Origin of the sequence: Variovorax sp. OAS795 (genome assembly GCF_040546685.1) — a bacterium.
Classification (GTDB): Bacteria; Pseudomonadota; Gammaproteobacteria; order Burkholderiales; family Burkholderiaceae_C; genus Variovorax.
The window spans coordinates 2,590,277-2,613,161 of record NZ_JBEPOH010000001.1; the positions used below are offsets into that span (position 1 = coordinate 2,590,277).

Annotated in this window: 16 protein-coding genes and 1 pseudogene; 12 read left to right on the plus strand and 5 right to left on the minus strand. The window is 68.3% G+C overall.

The genetic code is table 11. The features are described 5' to 3' along the window. The first annotated feature begins 1 nt into the window (after nt 1). Both ABID97_RS12500 and ABID97_RS12505 read left to right on the plus strand, forming a co-directional pair. On the plus strand, nt 2-373 hold the full coding sequence (locus ABID97_RS12500; protein WP_503012767.1) for an AtuA-related protein: 372 nt from the start codon (nt 2-4) through the stop codon (nt 371-373). A 46-nt stretch (nt 374-419) separates the two neighbouring features. Continuing rightward, complete coding sequence (locus tag ABID97_RS12505) at nt 420-1,388, plus strand: Bug family tripartite tricarboxylate transporter substrate binding protein (RefSeq protein ID WP_354398790.1); 969 nt, start codon at nt 420-422, stop codon at nt 1,386-1,388. Nucleotides 1,389-1,519: 131 nt separating this feature from the next. On the opposite strand, the pseudogene ABID97_RS12510 reads toward ABID97_RS12505, so the two are convergent. Next, a pseudogene (locus ABID97_RS12510) lies at nt 1,520-2,257 on the minus strand (response regulator transcription factor); the annotation flags it as partial. A 305-nt stretch (nt 2,258-2,562) separates the two neighbouring features. On the opposite strand from ABID97_RS12510, the gene ABID97_RS12515 reads away from it, so the two are divergent. From ABID97_RS12515 to ABID97_RS12535, 5 genes are all read left to right on the plus strand, one after another. Continuing rightward, nucleotides 2,563-6,243, plus strand: coding sequence for a DUF5801 repeats-in-toxin domain-containing protein (locus ABID97_RS12515; RefSeq protein WP_354398791.1), 3,681 nt, complete (start codon nt 2,563-2,565; stop codon nt 6,241-6,243). 89 nt (nt 6,244-6,332) lie between these two features. After that, nucleotides 6,333-8,117: a type I secretion system permease/ATPase gene (locus ABID97_RS12520; RefSeq protein WP_354398792.1), complete on the plus strand. Its 1,785-nt coding sequence runs from the start codon at nt 6,333-6,335 to the stop codon at nt 8,115-8,117. A 5-nt stretch (nt 8,118-8,122) separates the two neighbouring features. After that, the gene (locus tag ABID97_RS12525) at nt 8,123-9,847 is read left to right on the plus strand and encodes a type I secretion system permease/ATPase (RefSeq protein WP_354398793.1); all 1,725 of its coding nucleotides are present in this window, start codon (nt 8,123-8,125) and stop codon (nt 9,845-9,847) included. A gap of 43 nt (nt 9,848-9,890) precedes the next feature. Beyond that, nucleotides 9,891-11,264: an HlyD family type I secretion periplasmic adaptor subunit gene (locus tag ABID97_RS12530; protein WP_354398794.1), complete on the plus strand. Its 1,374-nt coding sequence runs from the start codon at nt 9,891-9,893 to the stop codon at nt 11,262-11,264. Next, nucleotides 11,261-12,598, plus strand: coding sequence for a TolC family outer membrane protein (locus ABID97_RS12535; protein WP_503012768.1), 1,338 nt, complete (start codon nt 11,261-11,263; stop codon nt 12,596-12,598). Before ABID97_RS12530 ends, ABID97_RS12535 begins: the two co-directional genes overlap by 4 nt. Before the next feature lie 9 nt (nt 12,599-12,607). On the opposite strand, the gene ABID97_RS12540 is transcribed toward ABID97_RS12535, so the two are convergent. Beyond that, complete coding sequence (locus tag ABID97_RS12540; RefSeq protein ID WP_354398796.1) at nt 12,608-13,102, minus strand: Lrp/AsnC family transcriptional regulator; 495 nt, start codon at nt 13,100-13,102, stop codon at nt 12,608-12,610. Nucleotides 13,103-13,167: 65 nt separating this feature from the next. Between ABID97_RS12540 and ilvB the strand changes: the two genes are divergently transcribed. Continuing rightward, complete coding sequence (ilvB, locus tag ABID97_RS12545) at nt 13,168-14,949, plus strand: biosynthetic-type acetolactate synthase large subunit (protein WP_354398797.1); 1,782 nt, start codon at nt 13,168-13,170, stop codon at nt 14,947-14,949. Nucleotides 14,950-15,121: 172 nt separating this feature from the next. Here the strand turns inward: ilvB and ABID97_RS12550 are convergent, their stop codons facing one another. The 3 genes from ABID97_RS12550 to ABID97_RS12560 form a co-directional block, all read right to left on the minus strand. Beyond that, nucleotides 15,122-16,129: an alpha/beta fold hydrolase gene (locus tag ABID97_RS12550; protein WP_354398798.1), complete on the minus strand. Its 1,008-nt coding sequence runs from the start codon at nt 16,127-16,129 to the stop codon at nt 15,122-15,124. A gap of 114 nt (nt 16,130-16,243) precedes the next feature. Then, nucleotides 16,244-16,720, minus strand: coding sequence for a MarR family winged helix-turn-helix transcriptional regulator (locus tag ABID97_RS12555; protein WP_354398799.1), 477 nt, complete (start codon nt 16,718-16,720; stop codon nt 16,244-16,246). Nucleotides 16,721-16,788: 68 nt separating this feature from the next. After that, on the minus strand, nt 16,789-18,264 hold the full coding sequence (locus ABID97_RS12560; RefSeq protein WP_354398800.1) for a hypothetical protein: 1,476 nt from the start codon (nt 18,262-18,264) through the stop codon (nt 16,789-16,791). Between the two features lie 446 nt (nt 18,265-18,710). On the opposite strand from ABID97_RS12560, the gene ABID97_RS12565 reads away from it, so the two are divergent. The 4 genes from ABID97_RS12565 to mch are packed head-to-tail and all read left to right on the plus strand — an operon-like array spanning nt 18,711 to nt 22,885. Then, entirely contained in the window at nt 18,711-19,760 is a 1,050-nt protein-coding gene (locus tag ABID97_RS12565) for a beta-ribofuranosylaminobenzene 5'-phosphate synthase family protein (protein WP_354398801.1), read from the plus strand. A gap of 48 nt (nt 19,761-19,808) precedes the next feature. After that, nucleotides 19,809-20,726 carry an NAD(P)-dependent methylenetetrahydromethanopterin dehydrogenase gene (locus ABID97_RS12570; RefSeq protein WP_354398802.1) on the plus strand — a complete coding sequence of 306 codons (918 nt, stop codon included), beginning with the start codon at nt 19,809-19,811 and terminating at the stop codon, nt 20,724-20,726. A 15-nt stretch (nt 20,727-20,741) separates the two neighbouring features. Beyond that, nucleotides 20,742-21,890, plus strand: coding sequence for an ATP-grasp domain-containing protein (locus ABID97_RS12575; RefSeq protein WP_354398803.1), 1,149 nt, complete (start codon nt 20,742-20,744; stop codon nt 21,888-21,890). Next, nucleotides 21,887-22,885 (plus strand): methenyltetrahydromethanopterin cyclohydrolase, encoded by a 999-nt coding sequence (mch, locus tag ABID97_RS12580; RefSeq protein ID WP_354398804.1) that lies wholly within the window; start codon nt 21,887-21,889, stop codon nt 22,883-22,885. The genes ABID97_RS12575 and mch overlap by 4 nt, the downstream gene beginning before the upstream one ends.

The following is a 22,885-nucleotide window of genomic DNA, read 5'->3' on the forward strand; positions in this document are numbered from 1 at the left end:
CATGAACCTGAATTCCGCATCGGACTCCATCGAAGTGCCCCTGTACCGCGCCGCCCATGGCCGCACGGGCGACAAGGGCGACCGCTCCAACATCAGCGTGATCGCCTGGCACCCGGAGCTCTACGCGTTGCTGGCCGAACAGCTCACGCCCGAAAGCGTTTCGGCCCGGTTTCGGCACCGTGTGCCCGCGCGGGTGCAGCGCTTCCTGCTGCCCCGGCTGCATGCGATGAACTTCGTGCTCGACGCGGTGCTCGACGGCGGTGTCAACGATGCGCTGAACCTCGATGCGCATGGCAAGGCGCTGTCGTTCCTGCTGCTCGACATGCCGGTGCGCGTGCCGCGATCGCTGGCGCATCTTCTGGCGGGGCCGTAGCCGTCGCCTCTCCATTTTCCCTATCCATCCATCCGGAGACAAAACAATGAAACGACGTACCCTGACCCTTTCGGCCGCCGCGCTGGCCCTGGCGCCGCTGCTCGGACATGCCCAGCAAGGCTTTCCGGAAAAGCCCATCACCTTCATCGTGCCCTTTGCGGCCGGCACCGCCACCGACCAGATCGCACGCGCGCTGGGCAACAGCATCACGGCAGAAACGAAGCAGCCGGTCGTGATCGACAACAAGGCCGGCGCGAGCGGCTTCATCGCCTCGCAGCAGGCCGCCAAGGCCGCACCGGACGGCTACACGGTGCTCATCACCACCAACACCACGCACGCCGCCAACGAGCACCTGTTCAAGAAGCTGCCCTATGACCCGGTGAAGGATTTCGCGCCCATCGCGGCGCTCGGCAAGGGCGGGCAGATCATGGTGGTGAACCCCTCGTTCCCCGCAAAGAGCGTGGCCGAGTTCGTCGCGCTCGCGAAGAAGGAGCCGGGCAAGTACAGCTTCGGCAGCGGCAGTTCGTCCAGCCGCATGGCGGGCGAGCTGCTGCAGCAGATGGCCGACATCAAGCTGCTGCACGTGCCCTACAAGAGCAACACGCTGGCCGTGACCGACCTCTTGGGCGGGCAGATCCACATGATGATCACCGACGCGGCCACGGGCCTGCCGCAAATCAAGGGCGGCAAGCTGCGCGCGCTGGGCGTGTCGAGCGCGGCGCGTTCGCCGCTCGCGCCGGACGTGCCCACCATCTCGGAAGCCGGCGTGAAGGGATATGAAATGGGCTACTGGTTTGCGGCCTATGCGCCCGCCAAGACGCCCCCGGCCGTGGTCAAGCGCCTCAACGAGCTGCTGGTGAAGGCCGCCAAGAGCGAATCCGCGAAGGCGGCCTTCTATGAACCCACCGGCACCGAAGTGTTCACCACCTCGCCCGAAGAGCTTGCCAGGTTCCAGACAGCCGAATCGCAGAAGTGGGGCCGGATCGTGAAGGCAGCGGGCATCGAGGCCGAGTAGGCGGGCAGGGCGACCAGCCCGAATTTATCGATGGCGCTGGGCGCGGACGCCGGCGCCAGAAGCGGCATCGGCCTTTGCGCGCCGGGCCCTGCAACCCCGGGCCGCGCGAGGTGCCAGCGCCGGCTGTGCTGCCCCTGCTTCGCGAACACATGGGCCAGGTGCTTCTTGACCGTGTTGACGCTGATGCCGAGCCGCTCGGCGATCTGCTTGTTGGACATGTCGCGTTGCATCAGCGAAAGCACTTCGTCCTCCCGTTCGGTGAGCCGCACGGCAGTCAATGCGGCACCCGATGCCGCGTGCCCTCCGATGGCCGCCCATCGCAGCACGGACAGGTAGAGCGCCTGCAGCACCGGACCCGGAAAGCCCAGCGTGCCCGCAAAGACGGCATCCAGTGATTGTGCGAACTGTGCTGCGCTTGCCCGCCACTCGACGCAGCCGCGCGCCTGGATCCGGATCGCCGCATCCAGCCCTTGCGCCGAGGGCTGCTCCCAGCCAAGGAGCCAGTCGGTGGGGTGGTTGCTGCGGTGCAGTTCGTCCACTTGGTCCATGCCTTCCTGCGAGAGCAGGGCGATGTCGACCAGCAGGAGGCGAGGGGTGCGCTTTCGGCAGCAGGCCGCCAGGTCGGCGATGCCGCTCAGCTCCGCGCGCTCGACCCGGTACATGCGGCCGCTCGCTTGCGCCGAGGCCAGCAGGCCCGAATGCAAGAGCGTCGATGTGCGGCCCCGGCACGTGGCGATCAGCACTGGAACACAGCTTTCGAAGGTGCAAGGCGCCAATGGCGGCGCGGCGCGAAAGTCTGGCGGCATCGGCTGCGAATCTGCGCTGCGCAGGGTTTCGAGCCCCGCCAAAGAGCGTGGGACTTGTTGCATTTATTTCCCCCGGGGTGCTTGTCGGGTGCGCCCTCGAATTAATGATAAAGGGTTACATAGTTGCGCGGACCGTTTCCCGGCCCCTGCAAGGTATCGAGATGTGTGCCGGCTTGGCGGCCCCACCGCTGCCCGGCGCGTCATCCTTTGGGTGACAACTTTCGACCTATGGACAGTGCGCGGGCTCGAAGTTCAGCATCTTCTCCCCTTTGCTGATTCGTGAACCTGGTCCCATCGCCAGCCCACGCACCTCGTTCGGAGTTGCGCCGTTCTCCATCGGCCGTGTCTTCAACCAACAAGGAGCGTCTATGCCCGCGACTTTCACACCCGGCTCGACAGTGACCCTGGACGAAACCGCCGGTTTGCAGAACCCTGTCGCCACGCCGGTACCCGCGGGTGACGCCAACGACAACGACATCGCCACGAGTTCGTTGCCCGCCGCGTTCACCACCCGGCTGACTGCGCTGGGGGCGGGAGCCCCGACCAAGGCCGCCGTGAGCGGCTACAACGGGAGCAACACGGGCACCAACGCGTTCACGTTCAGCGCCACCGGCACCGTGACCGACCTCTCTTTCGTGGGCTTGTCCGGCGCTCCGCTCGATAACTTCGACAGCGGCCTCGATACCGCCGATGGCGAAAGCATTTTCCTGTTCACCGATGCGACCAACAACAACGTCGTCTACGGCAAGACCGCCGGCAACGTGATCGTGTTCGCGGCCTACCTGGAAGAAACGGGCACGCCCGTGACGGGCGCCAAGATCTGGATGGTTCAGTACGAGGCGATCGCACACGGCGACACGGCCAACGCCGACGATGCGGTCACCCTGCTCGACAAGGTGTTCGTCGGCGTCAGCCAGGACGCGGAGTTCAACCTCGCGGACGCACCCTCGGGCCAGAACCTGTTCCTGATGTTCACCAAGGCCAACCCGACCATCGTCAACGGCCGCATCTCGGACGTGACGATCATCGCGACCGGCAAGGACCCGGCCAACCAGTCGGGCGCCAATTCGGCCAGCACCGCCGACGACATCAACATCTCGACCGGCGACACGATCAACTCCAGCAAGGCGGGCGGCCCGACCACGTTCGGCACCAACAGCCAGATGATCACGGAGCAGGAGGGCATCCGCTTCACCTTCGTGACTGGCGCCAGGGCCGACGTCACCATTCCGAACTTGGACCAGAACGAGGCCGACCTGGAGTCGAACATCGACTTCACCGGCATGTTCGGATCGCGGACGGCCGACTTCGACGTGGTGCAGCTGCAAAGCGGCAAGAGCGCGCAGGTCAAGGTCACGGCGTACAGCACGGCGGTCGAGTCGGGCAACAGCTTCATCGACGGCTATGCGAACGACCAGATGATCTCGATCACCAGCGTGCGCGTGCTCGACTCCGTCACGGGCGCAGTCTATGAAACCTACTCCAACGGCACCGAGGCCGCGCTGAGTTCGGCCATCGCCATCAGCATCAGTGGCGGCGTCGCGACGATCACCGGCGTGAAGGCCGGCTACTCGATCGAATACACCACGTCGGCGGACCACAACCGCGTGCTGGTCGAGAACGGCGCGGCCCTCAATGCCTCGGGCAACACGCATGCCGACTTCGACATCGGCGGTTTCCGGCTGCTGCAGGTGTCGGCCGCGACGGCGGAAGTCGGCTCGATGATGAGGTTCGAGGACGACGGGCCCTCCATCGTGCTGGCCACACCCACCGACACCGCGGTGGTCAACACGCAGGACGCCGACACCATCGGCGTGCTGACCGATACCGCCACCACCAGCTTCGCGGGCGCCTTCGGCACGACCTCGAGCAGCTACGGCGCCGACGGGGCAGGCTCGATTGGCACCGCGTTTGCGCTCGGCGTGAAGTCGCAAGGCGGCGACTCGGGGCTCAAGAGCGATGGCGCGACCATCTACCTGTACCAGGTGGGCGGCAAGGTCATCGGTTCGACGTCCGCCACGGAAGGCGGCATTCTTGCGGGCAACACCATCTTCGACCTGGCCGTGAGCACGGGCGGTTCCGTGACGCTGCAGCAGTTTGCCGAGATCGACCATGCGCTTCCGGGGTCTTCCTCGAACTACGCGGCCCAGCAGGCCACGATGGCCGACGACCTCGTCACGCTCAGCGGTTCGGTGACGCTCACCGATGCGGACGGCGACACCGCGAACGATTCGAAGGTGCTGAACATCGGCGCCAACATCAAGTTCGACGACCACGGACCGTCGGTCACGCTCGCTGCGCCCACCGACACGGCCGTGCTCAACGTCCAGGACGCACAGACCATCGGCGCCAACACCGACTCCGCCGTGCAGGATTTCTCGACCGCTTTCGGCGTGACCGCCAGCAGCTATGGCGCCGACGGCGCAGGCTCCACCGCCTCGGTCTTCGCGCTGGGCGTGGCCACGGCGGGCGGCGCATCCGGGCTCACGAGCGATGGCGCCGCGATCAAGCTGTATCTGGTGGCCGGAAGCGTCATCGGCTCGACGGCAGCAGCCGTCGGCGACATCAACGCGGGCAACACCATCTTCGACGTGGCGGTGAGCGCGGGCGGTTCGGTGACCTTGCGGCAGTTCGCGGAAATCGATCACGCGCTGCCGGGGGTCGGGTCCAACTACGCGGCGCAGCAGGCCACGCTGGCCGATACCTTGATCACCCTCACCAACACCGTGACGCTGACCGACGGCGACGGCGACACGGCAAGCGATTCGAAGGTGCTCAACATCGGCGCCAACATCAAGTTCGACGACAACGGCCCGACAGTGACCGCCATCTCCGACCTCAACGGAGCGAACGACGCCCAGCCCATTGCCGGCACCTACAACTTCGCCGTGGGCGCCGACGACGTGGACAACGCCTCGACCGACGGCATCGTGCTGACCGGCCTCACCGGAACGACCGCCGGCGGCCGGCCCATTACCGGTGCAGCCGTTTCGCACTTTGCCGAAACCGACACCACGGTCACCTACCACTTCAGCTTCAACTACTACGCCGGGCCCACGTCGACGACCACGCAGGCGGCGACCGGCACGGTCATCTTCAACAAGGCCGACGGTACCTACAGCTTCGACCTGGACCAGGTCTTCGGCGGACAGACGACCTTCTCCACGGGTGCACCGCAGGCCTCCTTCAACTACGACACCGAAGGCAACAACTCGCCCGAGATCGTGGTGCAGCAGTACAGCAGCGATTTCTTCGGCGTGCTGTCCGCCAGGGCGGCGACGCCGCCGAGCGACACCAGCGACCTGGTCTCGGGCGGCGATCATGTGTTCACGGCGGGCGAGACCTTCAACAGCATCAGCGCTGGTTTCGTCAATGTCGCGACCAACACCCTGGGCGTGAACTCCGACACCGTGCAGGCCGGCGAGCTGCTGAACTTCGACTACTACCGGTCGAATCCGGTGAGCAACCCCACGGTGGTGAGCCCGCCGCCGCGGCCCGACGCCACCATCGTCGGCACGGACCGGGCCTACGCCGACGCGATCAACATCACCATCGACCAGATCACCGACGGAGAAGACGTGGCGGTCCTGCTGAAGCTGGTCAACAAGACCGACAGCAGCATCACGACCACCCGGCTCCTGGTGGCCAACGCGGCGACGGACTACCAGGCGGGCACCGGGGGCCAGAAGATCGTGAGCATCGGCCTGGACGACTACGACAGCGCCAACTTCAAGATCTCGGGCGTGCAGGTCATGAGCAGCACCGAGGACGTCACCGGCACGGGCGTGAGCCTGAGCACCCATGGCGCGGTGAACCTGACGGCGGCCGGCATGAACTACGCCGATACGGCGGACAACGACGTGTTCAAGATCATCAAGATCGAGGTGATCACGTCGTCCACCATCAACTCGGACGTGGACCTGAACTTCACAGGCCAGCTGGTCGACGGCGATGCGGACTTCGCGGGCTTCGATTTCGACGTGCACCTGGAGATCGACGGCGTGGCGAACCTGATCGGCACCACCCAGCAAACGGAGGCGATCGCGTAGCGAGCCCTCGGGCAAGGGGCCGCGGCAGTGCGGCGCCTTGCGACCCGGCCTGCGCCCAGGCGTAACGATTGTCCAATCCGAGAGGTGGCATGAAACCGCAGGAAAAGCCCGGCGAATTGCGGCAGGCGGTGACGGCGCTCAGGGGCTACTTCGTGCGCGCGGCGTGGTTCAGCGCGTGCTCCGCGCTGCTGCTGCTGGCGCCGAGCGGCTACATGCTCGAGGTGTATGGGCGCGTGGTGAACAGCCGCAGCGCGCTCACGCTGGCCATGCTGACCTTGCTGGTGCTGGCCGCCTTCTGCCTCATGGAAGTGCTCGAGTGGGCGCGCACCGAGGTGATGTACCGCGCCGGGCGGAAGCTGGACCAGAAGCTGCGCAACCGCGTGTTCGCAGCCATTTTCGAAGCGGGCCTGAAGCGCCTGCCGGGCGGAACCGCGCAGCCGCTCAACGACCTTCGCACCCTGCGCGAGTTCCTGTATTCGCCGCCGCTGCTGGCGCTGATGGAGGCGCCGGTGGCGCTGGTCTGCATGGGGCTCATGTTCGCCATCAGCCCGGTGCTGGGGTGGTCGGCCGTGGTGGGCTCGCTGCTGCAGGTGTTCGTCGGCTGGCTCAACGACCGGAACACGCGGCCGCCGCTGGTGTCGGCCAACCGGTGCGCGATCGAAGCGCAGCAATATGCCGACGCCGCACTGCGCAACTCGCAGGTCATCGAGTCGATGGGCATGCTGCGCGACGTGCATCGCCGCTGGATGGCGAGGCGGCGCGAATTCCTGCAGCGCGAGGCCGTGGCCTCGGACAGCGCCGGAAGCTACCAGGCGCTGAGCAAGTTCCTGCAGGTCACCACCGGCTCCCTGCTGCTCGGCCTGGGGGCCTGGCTGCTGCTGAGGAACCAGCTGAACGGCGATGCGGGAATGATGGTGGTCGGCTCGATCCTGGGCGGGCGTGCGTTGGCGCCACTGGTGCTGCTGGTGGCGCAGTGGCGCATGGTGGTCAATGCCTCCGATGCATGGCAGCGCCTGGACAGCCTGCTGGCTGCCATCGCGCCGCGGCCGGACACGATGCCCTTGCCGCCGCCCAAGGGCGCGCTGCAGGTCGAGAGCGTGGTGGCCGGGGCCCCGGGCGGCGGCTCGGCCATCCTGCGGAACGTGGGCTTCGCCCTGGCGCCGGGCGAGGTGCTTGCCGTGGTGGGTCCTTCGGCCGCGGGGAAGACGACCCTGGCACGCCTCTTGGTGGGCCTGTGGCCGGCGGCCAGCGGCAAGGTGCGGCTGGACGGCGCGGACGTGTTCGCATGGGACAAGACGGAGCTCGGCCCGCACATCGGCTATCTGCCGCAGGAGGTCGAATTGCTGGAGGGCACGCTGGCCGAGAACATCGCGCGCTTTGCCGAGGTGCGGCCCGGGAAGGTCAGGGCGGCCGCCATGGCCGTGGACCTGCATGGCTGGATCATGAGCCTTCCGCTGGGCTACGACACGCCCATCGGCCCTGAAGGCGCGGTGCTGTCGGGCGGGCAGCGGCAACGGGTGGCACTGGCGCGCGCGCTCTACGGCCAGCCTGCGCTGGTGGTGCTCGACGAGCCGAACTCGAGCCTCGACGACGCTGGCGACGCGGCGCTGGCAGCTGCCATCCTGGCGCTGAAGGCGCGCGGCACCACCTTCGTCGTGATGACGCACCGCACCAGCGTGCTGGCGGTGGCCGACAAGATGCTGGTGCTGTGCGATGGCGCGATGCAGGGCTTCGGCGCGCGCGACGAGGTGCTGGCCGCGCTGCGGCAGGCCGGCCAGCAGGCGGTGGACCGGATGCGCAAGGCCGCCAACCAGTCCGTCTCGCGCCAGGGCGAGGCCGGCAATGCGGTGGGCGTTGCGCCAGCGGCGAGTTGACGGCCATGAAGCAAGCCTCGTTCTTCAACCGCAGCGAACTGACGCGTGCCCTCTGGGGTTTCCGCAGGGAGTTCCTGTTGGTCGGCGCGCTGAGCTGCCTGGCCAACCTGCTGATGCTCGTGCCGACGGTCTACATGCTGCAGATCTTCGACCGCGTGCTGTCCAGCCAGAGCGAGATGACCCTGCTCGCGGTCTCGGCGATCACGCTGCTGCTGTTCGTGGCGCTGGCCTTGTCGGAATGGCTGCGTTCGCGCCTCCTGGTGCGGGCCAGCCTGCGCTTCGACCGGCAGCTGAGCACCCGGGTGTTCAACGGGAGCTTCCAGGCCTATCTCGGCCAGCCGGCGAGCGCGAAGTCCAGGCCTTTTTCAGACCTCAACCACATCCGCCAGTTCTTCACCGGCCCCGGTGTCTTCGCGCTCTTCGATGCGCCCTGGGCGCCGATCTACATCGCGGTGATCTTCTTTCTCCATCCCTGGCTCGGCGTCGTGTCGCTGGCGTTTGCGCTGGTCCAGGGTGCGCTGGCGTGGTTCGGCCAGCGGCGGACTGTCGCACCGGCACAAGAGGTCCAGAAGGCCGCGGGCGACGCGATGAGCGACCTGCAGGGCAAGTTGCGCAACATCGAGGTGCTCGAATCGATGGGCATGATCGCCAACCTGCAGCGGCGCTGGAACCGCCAGCATGCGGCTTGCATGGCCGAGGGCTCTCGCGCGCAGGACGTCATCGGCCGCGTGGCGGCGTGGAGCAAGTTCATCCGCTACAGCCAGCAGTCGCTGGCCCTGGCCGCGGGCGCGCTGCTGGTGATCGATGGCCAGCTGTCGCCGGGCGCGATGATTGCCGCCAACGTGCTGATGGGCCGCGCGCTGGCGCCCATCGACCAGCTGGTCGGCACCTGGCGCAGCTTCGTCTCGTGCCGCAGTGCCTTCCATCGGCTGGAGAAACTGCTGGCCGAATTTCCCGCGCCGGGGCATGTTCCTTCGCGGGCCGCGCCCACGGGCGCCATCGGCTTGCATGGCGTCTGTGTCGGTGTCCCCGGGCGCGCAACGCCGATCCTGAAGAATATTTCGTTCTCGGTGCCGGCGGGAACCGTGGTTGCCGTGCTCGGGCCATCGGGGTCGGGCAAGTCGACGCTGGCGAAGGTCATGGTCGGCATCTGGAGCGCATCGGCGGGCGCGGTGCAGCTCGACGGCGCACCGATCGGTGCCTGGGACCGGCAGGCGCTGGGGCCGCACCTGGGCTACCTGCCGCAGGACGTGGAGTTGTTCGGCGGCACCATCGCCGAGAACATCGCGCGGCTCGGCGAGGTCGATTCGCGCAAGGTCATCGAGGCTGCACGCAGTGCCGGCATGCACGACGCGATCCTGCGCTTTCCGAAGGGCTATGACACGCCCATCGGCGATGCGGGCGGCCTGCTTTCCGGCGGCCAGCGGCAGCGCATCGGGCTGGCGCGCGCGATCTATGGCGATCCTTCGCTCATCGTGCTGGACGAGCCGAACGCCAACCTGGACGACGCCGGGGAGGCCGCGCTCGTGCGGGCCCTGCGCGAACTCAAGGCCAAGGGAAAAACGGTGTTCCTGGTGACGCATCGCCAGGCTGCGGTGGCCGTGGCCGACCGCCTCATGGTCCTGAACGATGGCGCCCTGGCGGCGGACGGGCCGCGCGACGTCACGCTCGCGTTTCTTCGCCGCGCGCAGCCCGCCGTGCGAACGGCGGCGCTGGCGCAGTCCGCATGACCCCGACGCCGCCTTGTGACCCATCCAAGGCCCGGAGCTTCAAATGGCCAAACCGAATCTACTCAGGGATGTCACTGCCACCCCCTTGCCGATCGATGACGTCGAGCCATTGCGGGACGATGCGGATGGTTCGGGGGGCGACTTCGGGCGCGCCGGGCGCATCGGCGCATGGGCCCTGGCGATCGGCTTCGGCGGGTTCCTCGTGTGGGCTGCATTCGCCCCGCTGGACGAGGGCGTGCCGAGCCAGGGGCAGGTGGCCATCGACACCAAGCGCAAGGCGGTGCAGCACCAGATCGGCGGCATCCTCAAGGAGGTGCGGGTGGGCGAGGGCGACCAGGTGCAGGAAGGCCAATTGCTGTTCAAGCTGGACGACGCCGCATCCAGGGCGAGCTTCGAGACCGTGCGGCAGCGCTACCTGGGATTTCGCGCCATACAGGGCCGCCTGCTGGCCGAACAGGGGGGCCAGAACAGCATCGACTTTCATCCGGACTTGCAGGCGGCGGCCTCGGACCCGCTGATCCGCCAGCACATGTTCAACCAGGAGCAACTGCTCAGGTCGCGCCGCGCGGCCTTGCGCGCCGACCTGCAATCGATCGAGGAGAACATCCAGGGCCAGCAGGAGTTGTCCCAGGCGTATTCGAGCATGCTGGTCAGCCGGCGACAGCAGCTTTCGCTTCTGCACGAAGAACTGGGCCAGACGCGCAAGATGGTCGGCGAGGGCTTTGCGCCGCGCAACCGCCAGCTGGAAATGGAGCGCCAGGTCGCCGAATCGAACACCTCCATTGCCGAACTCATCGGCAACATGGGCCGTGCGCGGCGTTCCATCGCGGAGCTTCGCCAGCGTGCCATTGCCAGGCAGCAGGAATACCACAAGGAAGTGGAAACGCAGCAGGCCGAAGTCAGCCGCGAAGTGCTCGGCGACTACGAGAAGTTCGTCGCCCTGCGCGACGAACTGGGCCGCACCGAGATCCGCTCGCCCGCTTCGGGCCAGGTGGTGGGGCTGGTGGCGCAAACCGTGGGCGGCGTGGTTGCGCCGGGGCAGAAACTGATGGACGTGGTGCCCGCCAACGAGCCCTTGCTGCTCGAGACCCGGGTGCCCCCGCACCTGATCGACCGCGTGCGTGCCGGCATTCCGGTGGATGTGCGCTTCTCGACCTTCGCCCATTCTCCGCAGCTGGTGGTGCAGGGCAAGCTGGCTTCGGTCTCCGGCGACCTGCTGGTCGACCCGCAGACCAACGCGAGCTACTACCTGGCGCGCGTGGCCGTGACGCCGGAGGGCCTGCAGAAGCTCGGCAAGCGTTCGCTGCAGCCGGGCATGCCGGTGGAGGTGGTCTTCAAGACCGGAGAGCGCTCGCTGCTCGTCTACCTTTTGCATCCGCTCACCAAGCGCATCGCAGCCTCGATGACGGAAGAATGAAGGTGAAGCAAAAAAAGCTGCTTGTCTTCGCTGCTGCCGGCCTGCTCTGCGGGCAGGCCTGGTCGCTCGATCTGTCCGAAGCCTATGGGGAAGCGCTGGTGCAGGACTCCACCATCCGCGCCGTGCGGGCGGCCACCGATGCGCGGCGCGAGCGCTTGCCGCAGGCCAGGGCGCAGCTGCTTCCCAGCGTGTCGGCGAGCGTCTCGCGCTTTCGAAACTCCCTGGAGCGAACATCGCCGGATGGCGCGGGGCAACTCCTCACCGCCAACCTGCGCTACACCAGCAGCAGCGAGGTGCTCACTTTGCGCCAACCCCTCTTTCGCATGCAACTGATGGCCGACTACCGCCAGGCGCGGGCGCAGGTCGACGATGCCGAGGCCACGCTGGAACGCGAGACCCAGAACGTCGGCGTCCGCGTGAGCGGCGCCTATTTCGAGGCGCTCCTGGCCGAGGAACATCTTGCGCTGGTGCTGGCGCAGAAGACCGCCTACACGACCCAGTTCGATGCCGCCGAGAAGCGCTTCGGCGCAGGCCTGGGCACGCGCACCGACATCGACGAAGCGCGTGCGGCGCTGGACCTCAACGTGGCGCAGGAACTCGAGGCGCGCCAGAACCTGGACTTCACGCGCCGGCAGATCCAGAGCCTGGTCAATCGCCCGATCGACCGGCTGGCGCCGCTCGATTCGTCGAGGATGCGGCTGATCCCGCCGGTGCCCGCCCAGCTCGAAGCCTGGGTCGCGCAGGCTGAAACCGGCAGCCCCGAACTCCAGTCGCTCGTCGCGCAAGTGGAAGCCGCCAGGAACGAGGTGGAGAAGGCCCAGGCCGGCCACTATCCGACCCTCGACGCCGTCGCCCAGTGGTCGCGCAGCGACAGCGACACCATCACCAGCATCAAGACCCGCTACACCAACCGCTCCATCGGCGTGCAGCTCAGCATTCCCCTCTATTCGGGCGGCCATGTGAGTTCGACGGTGCGGCAGGCGCTCGCGAACCAGCTGCGTGCGGAGGAAGCCCTCGAGGCCATGCGCCGCGACCTGAGCGTGCGGCTGCACCGCGAGTTCCGCGGCGTGACGGAGGGCGTGCTGAAGGTCAGGGCGCTCGAACAGGCGGTGCGTTCCGCCGAGCAGGTCGTCATCTCGAACAGCCGGTCGTTCGAGGCCGGCAGCCGCACCTTGCCCGACGTGCTGAACGCGGAGCAGCAGAAAGTCTCGGCGCAGCGCGACCTGGCGCAGGCGCGCTTCATCTACCTGATGTCGCGCGTGCGCCTGCAGGCGCTGGCGGGTGGCGCCAAGACCGAGGTCATCGAGGAGATCAACGGCTGGCTCGTGCGCTGACCCGGCCGCTCAGATGACGGGCACGCTGGTTTCCTTCAGCACCCGCAGCACGAAGTGCGACTTGCTGTGGCGGATGCCCGGAATCTTGTAGAGCTTCTCGCGCAGCAGCCGCTCGTAGTCGCGCGTGTCGCGCACCGCAATGCGGATGTAGTAGTCGTAGTCGCCCGACACGAGATACGCCTCCTGGATCTCCGGAATGGTCGCCAGCACGCGTCCGAAGTCGTAGAGCGTTTCATCGGTGTGGCTTTCTAGCGTGACCTGGACGATCACCGAGTCGTGATAGCCGAGCTTGGCCGGATCGACGTCGATGGTGTAGCGCTTGATCACGCCCTGGGCTTCGAGCTTCTTGATGCGCGTCCAGCAACTGGTGGGTGACAGGCCGACCTCGTGGCCGATCTCCTGCAGGGTCTTGCGCGAGTCGAGCAGCAGCACCCGAAGGATCGCCATGTCGATCTTGTCGAAAGATCCTTCTCCGTTGGAGGGTGTTTTCCGAAGATTTTTCATTGATCGGCCGAAAGAGGACAAAAAAAGGAAGCAAATTCTGCATCAGAACCGGAAGAATCGACGGCATGCGACTGCTCGACCTTCCCCCGGTTTCCACTTCCTTCCCCGCCCACCCCGCGGCCCGCGTGCGCAACGGGGCCGAGGCCCTGCTCGACACGCTGGTCGAATGCGGGGTCGACACGCTTTTCGGCTATCCGGGCGGCGCCGCGCTGCCGCTATATGACGCGCTGCATGGCGAGCCGCGGCTGCGCCACGTGCTGGTGCGGCACGAGCAGGCCGCCGTGCATGCGGCCGAAGGCTATGCGCGCACCACGGGGCGCGTGGGCGTGGTGCTGGTCACCTCGGGGCCCGGCGTGGCCAACACGATCAGCGGCCTGCTCGATGCGATCAGCGACTCGGTGCCGCTCCTGTGCATCAGCGGACAGGTGGCGACGGGCGTGATCGGCACCCAGGCCTTTCAGGAAAGCGATGCGCTCGGCATGTCGCGCCCGGTGACCAAGTGGAACCAGCAGGTGCGCGCGGCCGGCGACGTGCCGCAGCTGGTGCGGCATGCGCTGCAGATTGCCGCCTCGGGCCGGCCCGGGCCGGTGTTGCTCGACGTGCCCAAGGACGTGCAGCTCATGCAGCTGGACCACGGTGCCGAACCTCGCCCGCTGCGTGCGCTGCGCGCGGGCAGGGTGGCGCTGCCGCCCAAGGCCATGCTGCAGCGGGCGGCCGACCTGATCGGCGCGGCGCGCAGGCCGGTACTCTATGGCGGCGGCGGGCTGGTCAACTCGGGCCCCGCCGCATGCGAGGCCTTCGCGCAGCTGGTGCACCGTCTGCACGCGCCGTGCACGCTCACGCTCATGGGGCTTGGCGCCTTTCCCGCGTCGGACCCGAAGTTCATCGGCATGCTGGGCATGCACGGCATGCTCGAAGCCAACCTGGCCATGCACGAGGCCGACCTCGTGGTGTGCGTCGGCGCACGCTTCGACGATCGCGTGACCGGCAAGCTCGACGAGTTCTGCCCACACGCGCGCAAGATCCACATAGACATCGATCCGGGCAGCATCAACAAGGTGGTGAAGGTCGACGTGCCGATGGTGGGCGATTGCGGCGCCGTGGTCGAGGCCCTTCTTGCAATGCTGCCCGCGGACGGCTTTGCGCCCGAGCGCCTGGCGCCCTGGTGGCAGCGCATCGAACGCTGGCGCGCGGAAGATTGCCTCGGCTTCACGCCGCGCGCCGATGCCATCCTGCCGCAGCAGCTGATGGCGTCGCTGCAGCGCGCCATCGCCGGGCGCGACGCCATCGTGTCGACCGACGTGGGCCAGCACCAGATGTGGGCCGCGCAATACCTGCGCTTCGAGCGTCCGAGGCGCTGGCTCACGTCGGGCGGCGCCGGCACCATGGGCTACGGCTTGCCGGCCGCCATCGGCGCGCAGGTCGCGCACCCCGGCGCGCTCACGGTGTGCGTGAGCGGCGACGCCTCGGTGCTCATGAACATCCAGGAGCTTTCAACCGCCGTGCAGCACCGCGCGCCGGTGAAGCTGGTGCTGTGCAACAACGGCTACATGGGCATGGTGCGGCAGTGGCAGGAGCTCAACCACGGCAACCGCCTGAGCCACAGCTGGAACGAGGCGCTGCCCGATTTCGTCGCGCTCGCCAAGGCTTTCGGCTGGGGCGCGCGGCGCGTGTCGGATCCGGCGGAACTCGAGGCGGCGCTTGCCGAATGCGTAGGCAGCGAAGGGCCGTTCTTCCTCGACGTGCAGGTTGCTGCGCAAGAGAACTGCTTTCCGATGATGCCGGCAGGGTGCGGGCACCACCGGGTGATGCTTTCGAAGGACCGGTGGTACGAAGAAGAATCTTGAGGGTTTGACTTCCTCTCCCTCTGGGAGAGGGCGGGGGTGAGGGCATGTGCCTCTGAAGAGGCGCGGCCGTTTCGTGGAAGCCGATGCCCTCACCCCAACCCTCTCCCAGGGGGAGAGGGGGCAAGAAGCCCCCTAGAGGGAGAGGGAGAAACAAGGGGAGGGCTCGGCCGACTCAGGACTTGATGAACGCCAGCAAATCCGCGTTGAACTTGTCCTTGTGCGTGTCCGTCAGGCCGTGCGGCGCGCCCGGGTAGACGATGAGCTTGTTGTTCTTCACCAGCTTGGCCGATGCCAGGCCCGCGGCGGCGATCGGCACGATCTGGTCGTCGTCGCCGTGGACGATCAGCGTCGGCACGTCGAACTTCTTCAGGTCTTCGGTGAAGTCGGTCTCCGAGAACGCCTTGATCGAGTCGTAGGTGTTCTTGTGGCCGGCCATCATGCCCTGCGCCCACCACGCGTCGATGAGGCCCTGCGAGACCTTCGCGCCCGGCCGGTTGAAGCCGAAGAACGGACCCGTGGGCACGTCCTTGTAGAACTGCGAGCGGTTGGCGAGCTGCGCCGCGCGCAGGCCGTCGAACACCTCCATCGGCAGGCCGCCCGGGTTGGCCACGGTCTTCAGCATCTGCGGCGGCACGGCCGAGATCAGCGCGGCCTTGGCCACGCGCTTGGTGCCGTGGCGGCCGATATAGCGCGCCACCTCGCCGCCGCCGGTCGAGAAGCCGACCAGGATGGCGTTCTTCAGGTCCAGCGTCTCGATGACCGTGGCGAGGTCGTCGGCGTAGGTGTCCATGTCGTTGCCGTTCCAGGGCTGGCTCGAGCGGCCATGGCCGCGGCGGTCGTGCGCCACGGCGCGATAGCCCTGCGAGGCGAGGAACAGCATCTGCGATTCCCAGCTGTCGGAATTGAGCGGCCAGCCGTGGCTGAACACGACGGGCTGGCCCGAACCCCAGTCCTTGTAGTAGAGCTGCGTGCCGTCCTTGGTGACGATGGTGTTGCTCATGAGCTGCTTTCCTTTTGAAGATGCATGAAGTGCGCCGGCTTTCGGCGCAGTGGTGGAAGCGGCGGATGCCGCTTGGGAGAAGCCGGTGCCCACGAGGGCCCCGGCGGCAACGGAAGCGCCGCCGACCAGCAGGCTGCGGCGGGTCGGGGCGGTAGAGAGATTCTTGCTGTTGGCGGACATGGTGCGTTCCTTTTTTTACGTGGTGGTGAATGCTGGATTAAAACTATCGTTCGTATGAATATCGCGTGCGATATAAAAGACGTTCGAAATGAGGAGGGCGGACGGCGTGGTCCATCAGGCGTTTCGGTCGAGGTTGGCGCGCAGCGTGCGCAACTGCGTGCGCAGCCTGGCGATGTCCTTGGGCGGCAGCGCCATGGCCGCACCGAGGCAGGACGGCAGCGCCTTGGCCTTGCCGCGGAGCGCGCGGCCTTCGGCGGTGAGCGACACGATCACCTGGCGTTCGTCCGTTGAAGAGCGCACGCGCTGGATCAGGCCGCGCGCTTCGAGCCGCTTGAGCAGCGGCGTGAGCGTGGTGGTTTCAAGGGACAGCCGCGCGCAGATCTCGGACACGTTGACGCCGTCCTGTTCCCACAGCACCAGCATGACGAGGTATTGCAGGTAGGTGAGGTCCAGGTCGCGCAGCAGGCCGCGGTACACCTTGTTGAGGCTCAGCATGGTCGAATAGAGCGCGAAGCAGAGCTGCTCGTCCAGCGCCAGCGCATCGCCGTGGGGGGCGGCGGCGCGTTGGGCGGGAAGGTGCTTGGCTGGCATGGGCCGAATGTTATATCGTGCGCGATCTAATTGCAAGCGATATTTATGCTGGCCGGGACGGTCGATGATCAGGAGTGCCCGTCCACCCGCATCTGGAAGAGAAAGTAGGGCGGGATGCACGCGCCGCGTCCTTCGGGTTGCCCTTCGGCCTGCGCGCAGATGAAGTCGTCGCGGCAGGGCTGCTGCGCCGAGCAGCTGCGCAGGTTGCCGGGCCGCGTGTGCTTGCCCAGGCACTCGCCGAAGGGCCTGTTCGCCGCCAGGCACTGGTTGAAGTCGCCAAGGATCGCGATGGCGCCGCAGGTGCCGTTGCCATCGAGCGGATCGCAGGGGCCCGAGCACATGCCGCCGGGAAAGCCGACCGAGGTCTTCTCGCAGACGGAGCGCGCGCCTTCGCACGCGATGCGCGGCAGTTTCTCGGCCCGGTCCAGCCACGGGTTGGCCGAAGGCGTGATGCGCGTGGGCTCGCAGCTTGCGCCGACCGTGGCCTTGTCGGTGGCAGCCGCCGCATCGCCCGGTTCGGCCAGCGGACGGAACGGATCGGGCTGCGGCACCGAGAGCGCGGCCTGCACATAGCGGCCGCGCCGCGCGAGTTCGTCCTGCAGGTGCGGCGAGTGCGGCAGCGCGAGCGCGTTGCCGGCGGTGAAGGTGCGCGAAGTGCCGCGCCGGTCGACACCCAGCAGATGAAAGCCCGCGACCGCACGGCTCTGGTGGCAGCCTGCGCAGCTCAGGTCGTCGAGCCTGCGCAGCACCGCTTGCGGCGATTGCAGCGTGCGGCTGCCGGGCACGGCCTGCCATTCGCCGGCCGCAAAGACCTGGGCGAACGGGCGGTTGGCCAGCCGCTCGAGGCCGCGCGGCGCCACCGAGACGGATTCTGTCGCGAGGAATTTTTCAGGCAGCTGCAGCGTGGCCTCGTCGAGTGCGCGCAGGTTGGCGGGCTGCCGCAGCCATTGCCGCAGTTCCTTGCGCAGCGGCGCGTCGGCCTTGAGCCGTGCGACGTCGGGCGTGTTTTCGAGCGGTGCCGCCTCGAAGCGCCGCGCATCAGCCGCCCAGCGGAAGGCGCGCAGCATGTATTCCGCATGACCGCCGAGGTCGGGCCGCACCGCGGAGGGCCAGCGCACGCTCTGCAGGTTGGTCGTGATACGGGAGATGCGTGCGGCCGACATGCGAGAGGGCGCCAGCGGACCTTCGGGCGACACCAGCCAGCGGCCGAGCGCCTCGTTCGCCATCGACGAGGGCGGCGGCTGCCAGCGGCGCGCGCTGCCGGCGCAGCTGCCATCGGCACCGGGCGCATCGCCTCGCAGCTCGACCGCCACGGTCATCGGCAGGCGCGACTGCATCGCGGGCGTGCGGTAGGCGAGCCGGTACACCAGCCTCGTTTCTCCGCAGGCGCCTGGCTGGAAGGGACGTCGGTCCATGCGGTTGGCCACGCCCACCAGTTCGAAGAAGGCATCGGGGCTCGCGAGCCAGCGCGCGTCGAACAGCCGGTGCGGATAGCGCGAGATGCCGACGCCGGCCTGCCCTGTCGCTGCGCTGGATGCGCGCAAGGCTGTCGGCGAGCGGCCCGGCGACGGACTGCCACGCCGCCGAGCGCATCAGCGCCTGGTTGGACGCGATGCCATCGCGCGAAGCGGGCGGGTCGCCAAACCAGCGGGCAAAGCCGGCGCCCGCCTTCTCGGCGGCCTGCAGCGCGGCCGGCGAGGTGACCAGGAGCAGCGGCTCGGCGGCCTGCGCCACGGGCGCCGCGAACCCCAGCGCCAGCGCGAGGCATGCAGGCAGGCGGTGCTTCAGGAATGGCATGCGCGCGATTGTGCCCGCGGGGCCGGGGAGGGCCGCGGGCGCCGGACGGCGCGTGACAGATTGTCCCGCTCCTGGAACATCGACCGTCCTTCGCGGACGCGAAGCGGCGACGCGCCCCAGTGAAAGGGCCGACGGAACGGCCCTTGCTATGACAAGCGGGTCCATGACTTCGCCCCGCCGTCCATCCCCGCCCATGAACACCGCCGATCTCGCTTTCGCCCCCCGGCACGACCTGGGCATCCGCACGGTGAGCGTGAGCGCTCCAGGGCGCCTGCATCTGGGTTTTCTCGATCCTTCCGGTTCCCTGGGGCGCGCCTTCGGCAGCCTGGGCGTGGTGATCGACGGTTTCACGACCGAACTCGAACTGTCGGCGTCCCCGTCGGAGGCGGACCAGCTGGCCGCCGACACGCCGGCCGCCGAGGCCGAACTGCCGCGTGCCGCGGCCCACGTTGCGGCGCTGCGCCAGCGCAGCGGGTGCCATGCGCCGCTCTCGCTGCGCCTTGGCCAGGTGCTGCCGCCGCATGCGGGCTTCGGTTCCGGCACGCAACTCGCATCGGCCATCGGCCGTGCGTATGCCGAATGGCATGGCCTGGACGTGGGCACCGCGACGCTGGCGCATTGGCTCGGTCGCGGCCTGCGTTCGGGCATCGGCATCGCGGGCTTCGACACCGGCGGCCTGCTGCTCGACGGCGGCCCCGCGGCCGACGGCCTGCCGGCGCCGCTGCTCTCGCGCATCGCGTTTCCGGAGGACTGGCGCATCATCGTGGTCCAGGACCCCGGGCACCGCGGCCTCTCGGGCGGCGCCGAAAAACAAGCCATCGCGGCATTGCCGCCATTGCCCCAGTCGGTGGCCGCCGATATCTGCCACCAGGTGCTGATGCGCGTGCTGCCCGGTGCGGCAAGCGAAGAATTCGCGCCCTTCGCCGCCGGCATCAACCGCATGCAGCAGTTGCTCGGCGAGCACTTCGCGCCGGCACAGGGCGGTGTGTTCACCAGCCTGGCGGTCGCGCGGCTGATGCGATGGTTCGCCGATGCGAGCCGTGCCAACGGTGCCGCCATCGGGCAGAGCTCCTGGGGTCCGACGGGATTTGCGATCGTGCCCTCGGAGACCCGTGCCCAGCTGCTCGTCGATGCCGCGCGGGCCGGCGGCCATGTCGACCCGGCGCTCGAGATCCGCATCGTGACCGGCCGCAACCGCGGCGCCGTGGTGCGCGACCGCAGCGTGCCGCCACGCGCGCGCTGAAGCGCCGCCCATTTTTTTATCCAACCACTCCAACGCAGGCTCTCCCCCATGGAACGTCCCCGCATCCTCCACATGTTCACTCCCGGCCCGCAGATGAGCCCGTTCGACATCAACATGGCGGCGGACGCGGGCTACCAGATCATCGTGCCGTACTGCGGCGTCGCGATCGACCGCATCACGGGCCTGACGCAGGACACCATCTTCTCGCGCGGCCCCAAGGGCGTGGCGCGCACCGGCATCTTCATCGGCGGGCGCGACGCGCAGCTGGCGGCCGACATGCTCGAGCGCGCACGCACCTCGATGGTCAAGCCCTTCGTCGTCTCGCTGATGGCCGACCCGAGCGGTGCCTACACCACCGCCGCGGCCATGGTGGCGTGCGTGGAGGCCGCGCTCCAGCGCAACCACGGCCACGGGCTCGAAGGCCAGCGCGTGGTGATCCTCGGCGGCACCGGCCCGGTGGGCCGCGTGGCCGGCGTGATCGCTGCAGGGGCCGGGGCCGATGTCTACCTGTCGAGCCGCAACGGCATCGACGCGGCGCAGGAGGCCGCCGACGAAGCCGGCCAGCGCTTCGGCGTGAAGCTGCACGGTCTCTCGGGCGGCGACCCCGATGCCGTTCGCCGCTCCATCGCCGATGCCGACGTGCTGCTGGCCTGCGCGGCCGCGGGCGTGCAGGTGGTGTCGGCCGAAGCGCTGGGCGCCGCGACGCGGCTCAAGGTGGCGGCCGACGTGAACGCCGTGCCGCCCGAAGGCATCGCCGGCGTGGGCGTGATGGACGACGCCAAGCCGCTGGCCGGCACGCAGGCCGTGGGCATTGGGGCGCTGGCCGTGGGCAACGTCAAGTACCAGACGCAGCACCGCCTGCTGGTGCAGATGTGCGAGGCCGAAAAGGCCCAGGTGCTGAGCTTTGCCGAGGCCTTTGCCGTGGCACGCGCGTTCCTGGTCGAGCAGGCCGCCAAGGCGGCCTGAAGCGCACCGCCAGACATGCCCACGATCGCCGTTGCCGCCATCTCCGCGCGCGCCATGGCCCAGGCGGCGGCCAGCGACGGCTTCGGGGTCGTTGCGCTCGATCTCTTCGGCGATGCCGACACGCGACGCGCCGCCTCGCGCTGGTTGCCGATCGGCGCACCCGGCAGCTTGCAGATCGATGGCGCGAGCGTCATGGCCGCATTGCGCAGCCTCGCGCAAGAAGGCGCCAACGGCGAACCCGTGCTTGGCTGGATTGCGGGCAGCGGCTTCGAAGGCGAGCCGGACCTGCTCGAAGAGGGCGCTGCCGCGCTACCGCTGATCGGCACCGCGCCCGCCGGCGTGCGCCGCCTGCGCGACCCCGCGGCGTTCTTCGGCTTTCTTGCGGCGCACGTCATTCCGTGCCCGCAGGTGTTGCTGCATGCGCCGGAGGATCCCGCGGGATGGCTCATGAAGGACGCGCACGGTTGCGGCGGCTGGCATGTGCGCCAGGCACCCTGGGAGATGGACGAGCCGCCTTCGCCGCACCACTACTTCCAGCGTGAGATGCCGGGGCTGCCGATGTCGGCCACCTTCATCGCCAATGGCCGCGACGTTCATGTGCTCGGTTTCAACCTGCAGAGCGTGCGGCGTTTCGGCGCGCGGCCCTATGTGTTCTGCGGTGCCGTGGGGCCGGTGCCGCTGGCGGACGAGTTCGCGAGCCGGTTGACGGACATCGCGCGCGCGTTGACTGTCGAGTTCGGATTGCGCGGGCTCTGCAGCCTCGACTTCATGCGCGACGGCGACACGCTCGGCGTGCTCGAAGTCAACCCCCGGCCGCCCGCCAGCATGAGCCTCTACCGCCGGCCCAGAGGCACGCCAGGCGTGATGCAGGCGCACCTGCGTGCCTGCCTGCATGGCGAGCTGCCATCGACCCCCTTGCCCGCGCAGGACCCCGAAGGCATCGAGATCGTGTTCGCGCGCCAGCCCATCGAGCTCGATGCGGCCGCGGCGGATCGGCTTGCCGCATGGCCGGGCCTGCGGGACCTGCCCACCGCGGGCCAGCGTTTCGACACCGGCGATCCCGTGTGCACCCTGACCGCGAGCGGCGCCAGCGCGCAGCAGGTGCGCGCCCGCCTGGACGATGGCCGCGAACGGCTGCTGCAATCACTGGAGACCCACGCATGAGCAACACAACCCTGCCCGCGGCCTTGAGCGTCAACCTGATGGCCCGCCCGCTGGTCGAGCGCCTGCTGGCCGACGCCGATGCGCTCGGCCTCCAGGTGCGGCGCGACGACACCGGCGTGCACATCGTCGATGCCGGCATCGAGGCGCCCGGCAGCGTGGCGGCAGGCCTTCGCGTGGGTGAGATCTGCATGGGCGGGCTCGGGCATGTGAACCTGCGCAGCGGCGCCGGCACCGAAGGCTGGCCGACGTGGCTCGACGTGCGCAGCTCGCAGCCGGTGCTGGCCTGCCTGGGCAGCCAGTACGCGGGCTGGAGCCTTGCGGCGACCAAGGAAGAGACCGGCGGCAAGAAATTCTTTTCGCTCGGCTCCGGACCGGCACGCGCGCTGGCGGTGAAGGAAAAGCTTTTTGCCGAACTGGGCTACCGCGACCATGCCCCCTGCGGCGTGCTGGTGCTCGAGGTCGACCGCGCACCGCCGAAGATCGTCATCGACAAGCTCCTGCGCGATTGCGGCCTGGCCCCTGAGGCGCTCACGCTGATCCTCACGCCCACCACCAGCCTCGCGGGCACCACGCAGGTGGTGGCACGCGTGCTCGAGGTGGCGCTGCACAAGGCGCACGAGCTGGGCTTTGCGCTGGCCGACATCGTCGAGGGCGCCGGCACCGCGCCGCTGCCATCGCCGAGTGCCGATGGTGTCGAGGCCATGGGCCGCACCAACGATGCCATCCTGTACGGCGGCCGCGTGCACCTCGCGGTGCGTGGCGACGACGCCGCGGCGCGCGAACTGGCCCGCGCATTGCCGTCGCGCAATTCACGCGACCACGGCCGCTCCTTCGCGCTCATCTTCAAGGAGGTCGACTACGACTTCTACAAGATCGACGGTGCGCTGTTCGCACCGGCCGAAGTGTGGGTCAGCAACATCGACAGCGGCAACACCTGGCACGGCGGCGCCACCGAGATGGGGCTGCTGCAGCGGCTCTGGCTGCAGGAGAGCTGA

Bases quoted from the DNA above. Each gene is read 5' to 3' on its own strand.
- ABID97_RS12575 (WP_354398803.1), top strand. From the start codon at position 20,742: ATGCCCACGATCGCCGTTGCCGCCATCTCCGCGCGCGCCATGGCCCAG.
- ABID97_RS12555 (WP_354398799.1), bottom strand. From the start codon at position 16,720: ATGCCAGCCAAGCACCTTCCCGCCCAACGCGCCGCCGCCCCCCACGGC.
- ABID97_RS12570 (WP_354398802.1), top strand. From the start codon at position 19,809: ATGGAACGTCCCCGCATCCTCCACATGTTCACTCCCGGCCCGCAGATG.
- ABID97_RS12535 (WP_503012768.1), top strand. From the start codon at position 11,261: ATGAAGGTGAAGCAAAAAAAGCTGCTTGTCTTCGCTGCTGCCGGCCTG.
- ABID97_RS12540 (WP_354398796.1), bottom strand. From the start codon at position 13,102: ATGAAAAATCTTCGGAAAACACCCTCCAACGGAGAAGGATCTTTCGAC.
- ABID97_RS12565 (WP_354398801.1), top strand. From the start codon at position 18,711: ATGAACACCGCCGATCTCGCTTTCGCCCCCCGGCACGACCTGGGCATC.
- ABID97_RS12520 (WP_354398792.1), top strand. From the start codon at position 6,333: ATGAAACCGCAGGAAAAGCCCGGCGAATTGCGGCAGGCGGTGACGGCG.
- mch (WP_354398804.1), top strand. From the start codon at position 21,887: ATGAGCAACACAACCCTGCCCGCGGCCTTGAGCGTCAACCTGATGGCC.
- ABID97_RS12500 (WP_503012767.1), top strand. From the start codon at position 2: ATGAACCTGAATTCCGCATCGGACTCCATCGAAGTGCCCCTGTACCGC.
- ilvB (WP_354398797.1), top strand. From the start codon at position 13,168: ATGCGACTGCTCGACCTTCCCCCGGTTTCCACTTCCTTCCCCGCCCAC.
- ABID97_RS12515 (WP_354398791.1), top strand. From the start codon at position 2,563: ATGCCCGCGACTTTCACACCCGGCTCGACAGTGACCCTGGACGAAACC.
- ABID97_RS12505 (WP_354398790.1), top strand. From the start codon at position 420: ATGAAACGACGTACCCTGACCCTTTCGGCCGCCGCGCTGGCCCTGGCG.
- ABID97_RS12550 (WP_354398798.1), bottom strand. From the start codon at position 16,129: ATGTCCGCCAACAGCAAGAATCTCTCTACCGCCCCGACCCGCCGCAGC.
- ABID97_RS12525 (WP_354398793.1), top strand. From the start codon at position 8,123: ATGAAGCAAGCCTCGTTCTTCAACCGCAGCGAACTGACGCGTGCCCTC.
- ABID97_RS12530 (WP_354398794.1), top strand. From the start codon at position 9,891: ATGGCCAAACCGAATCTACTCAGGGATGTCACTGCCACCCCCTTGCCG.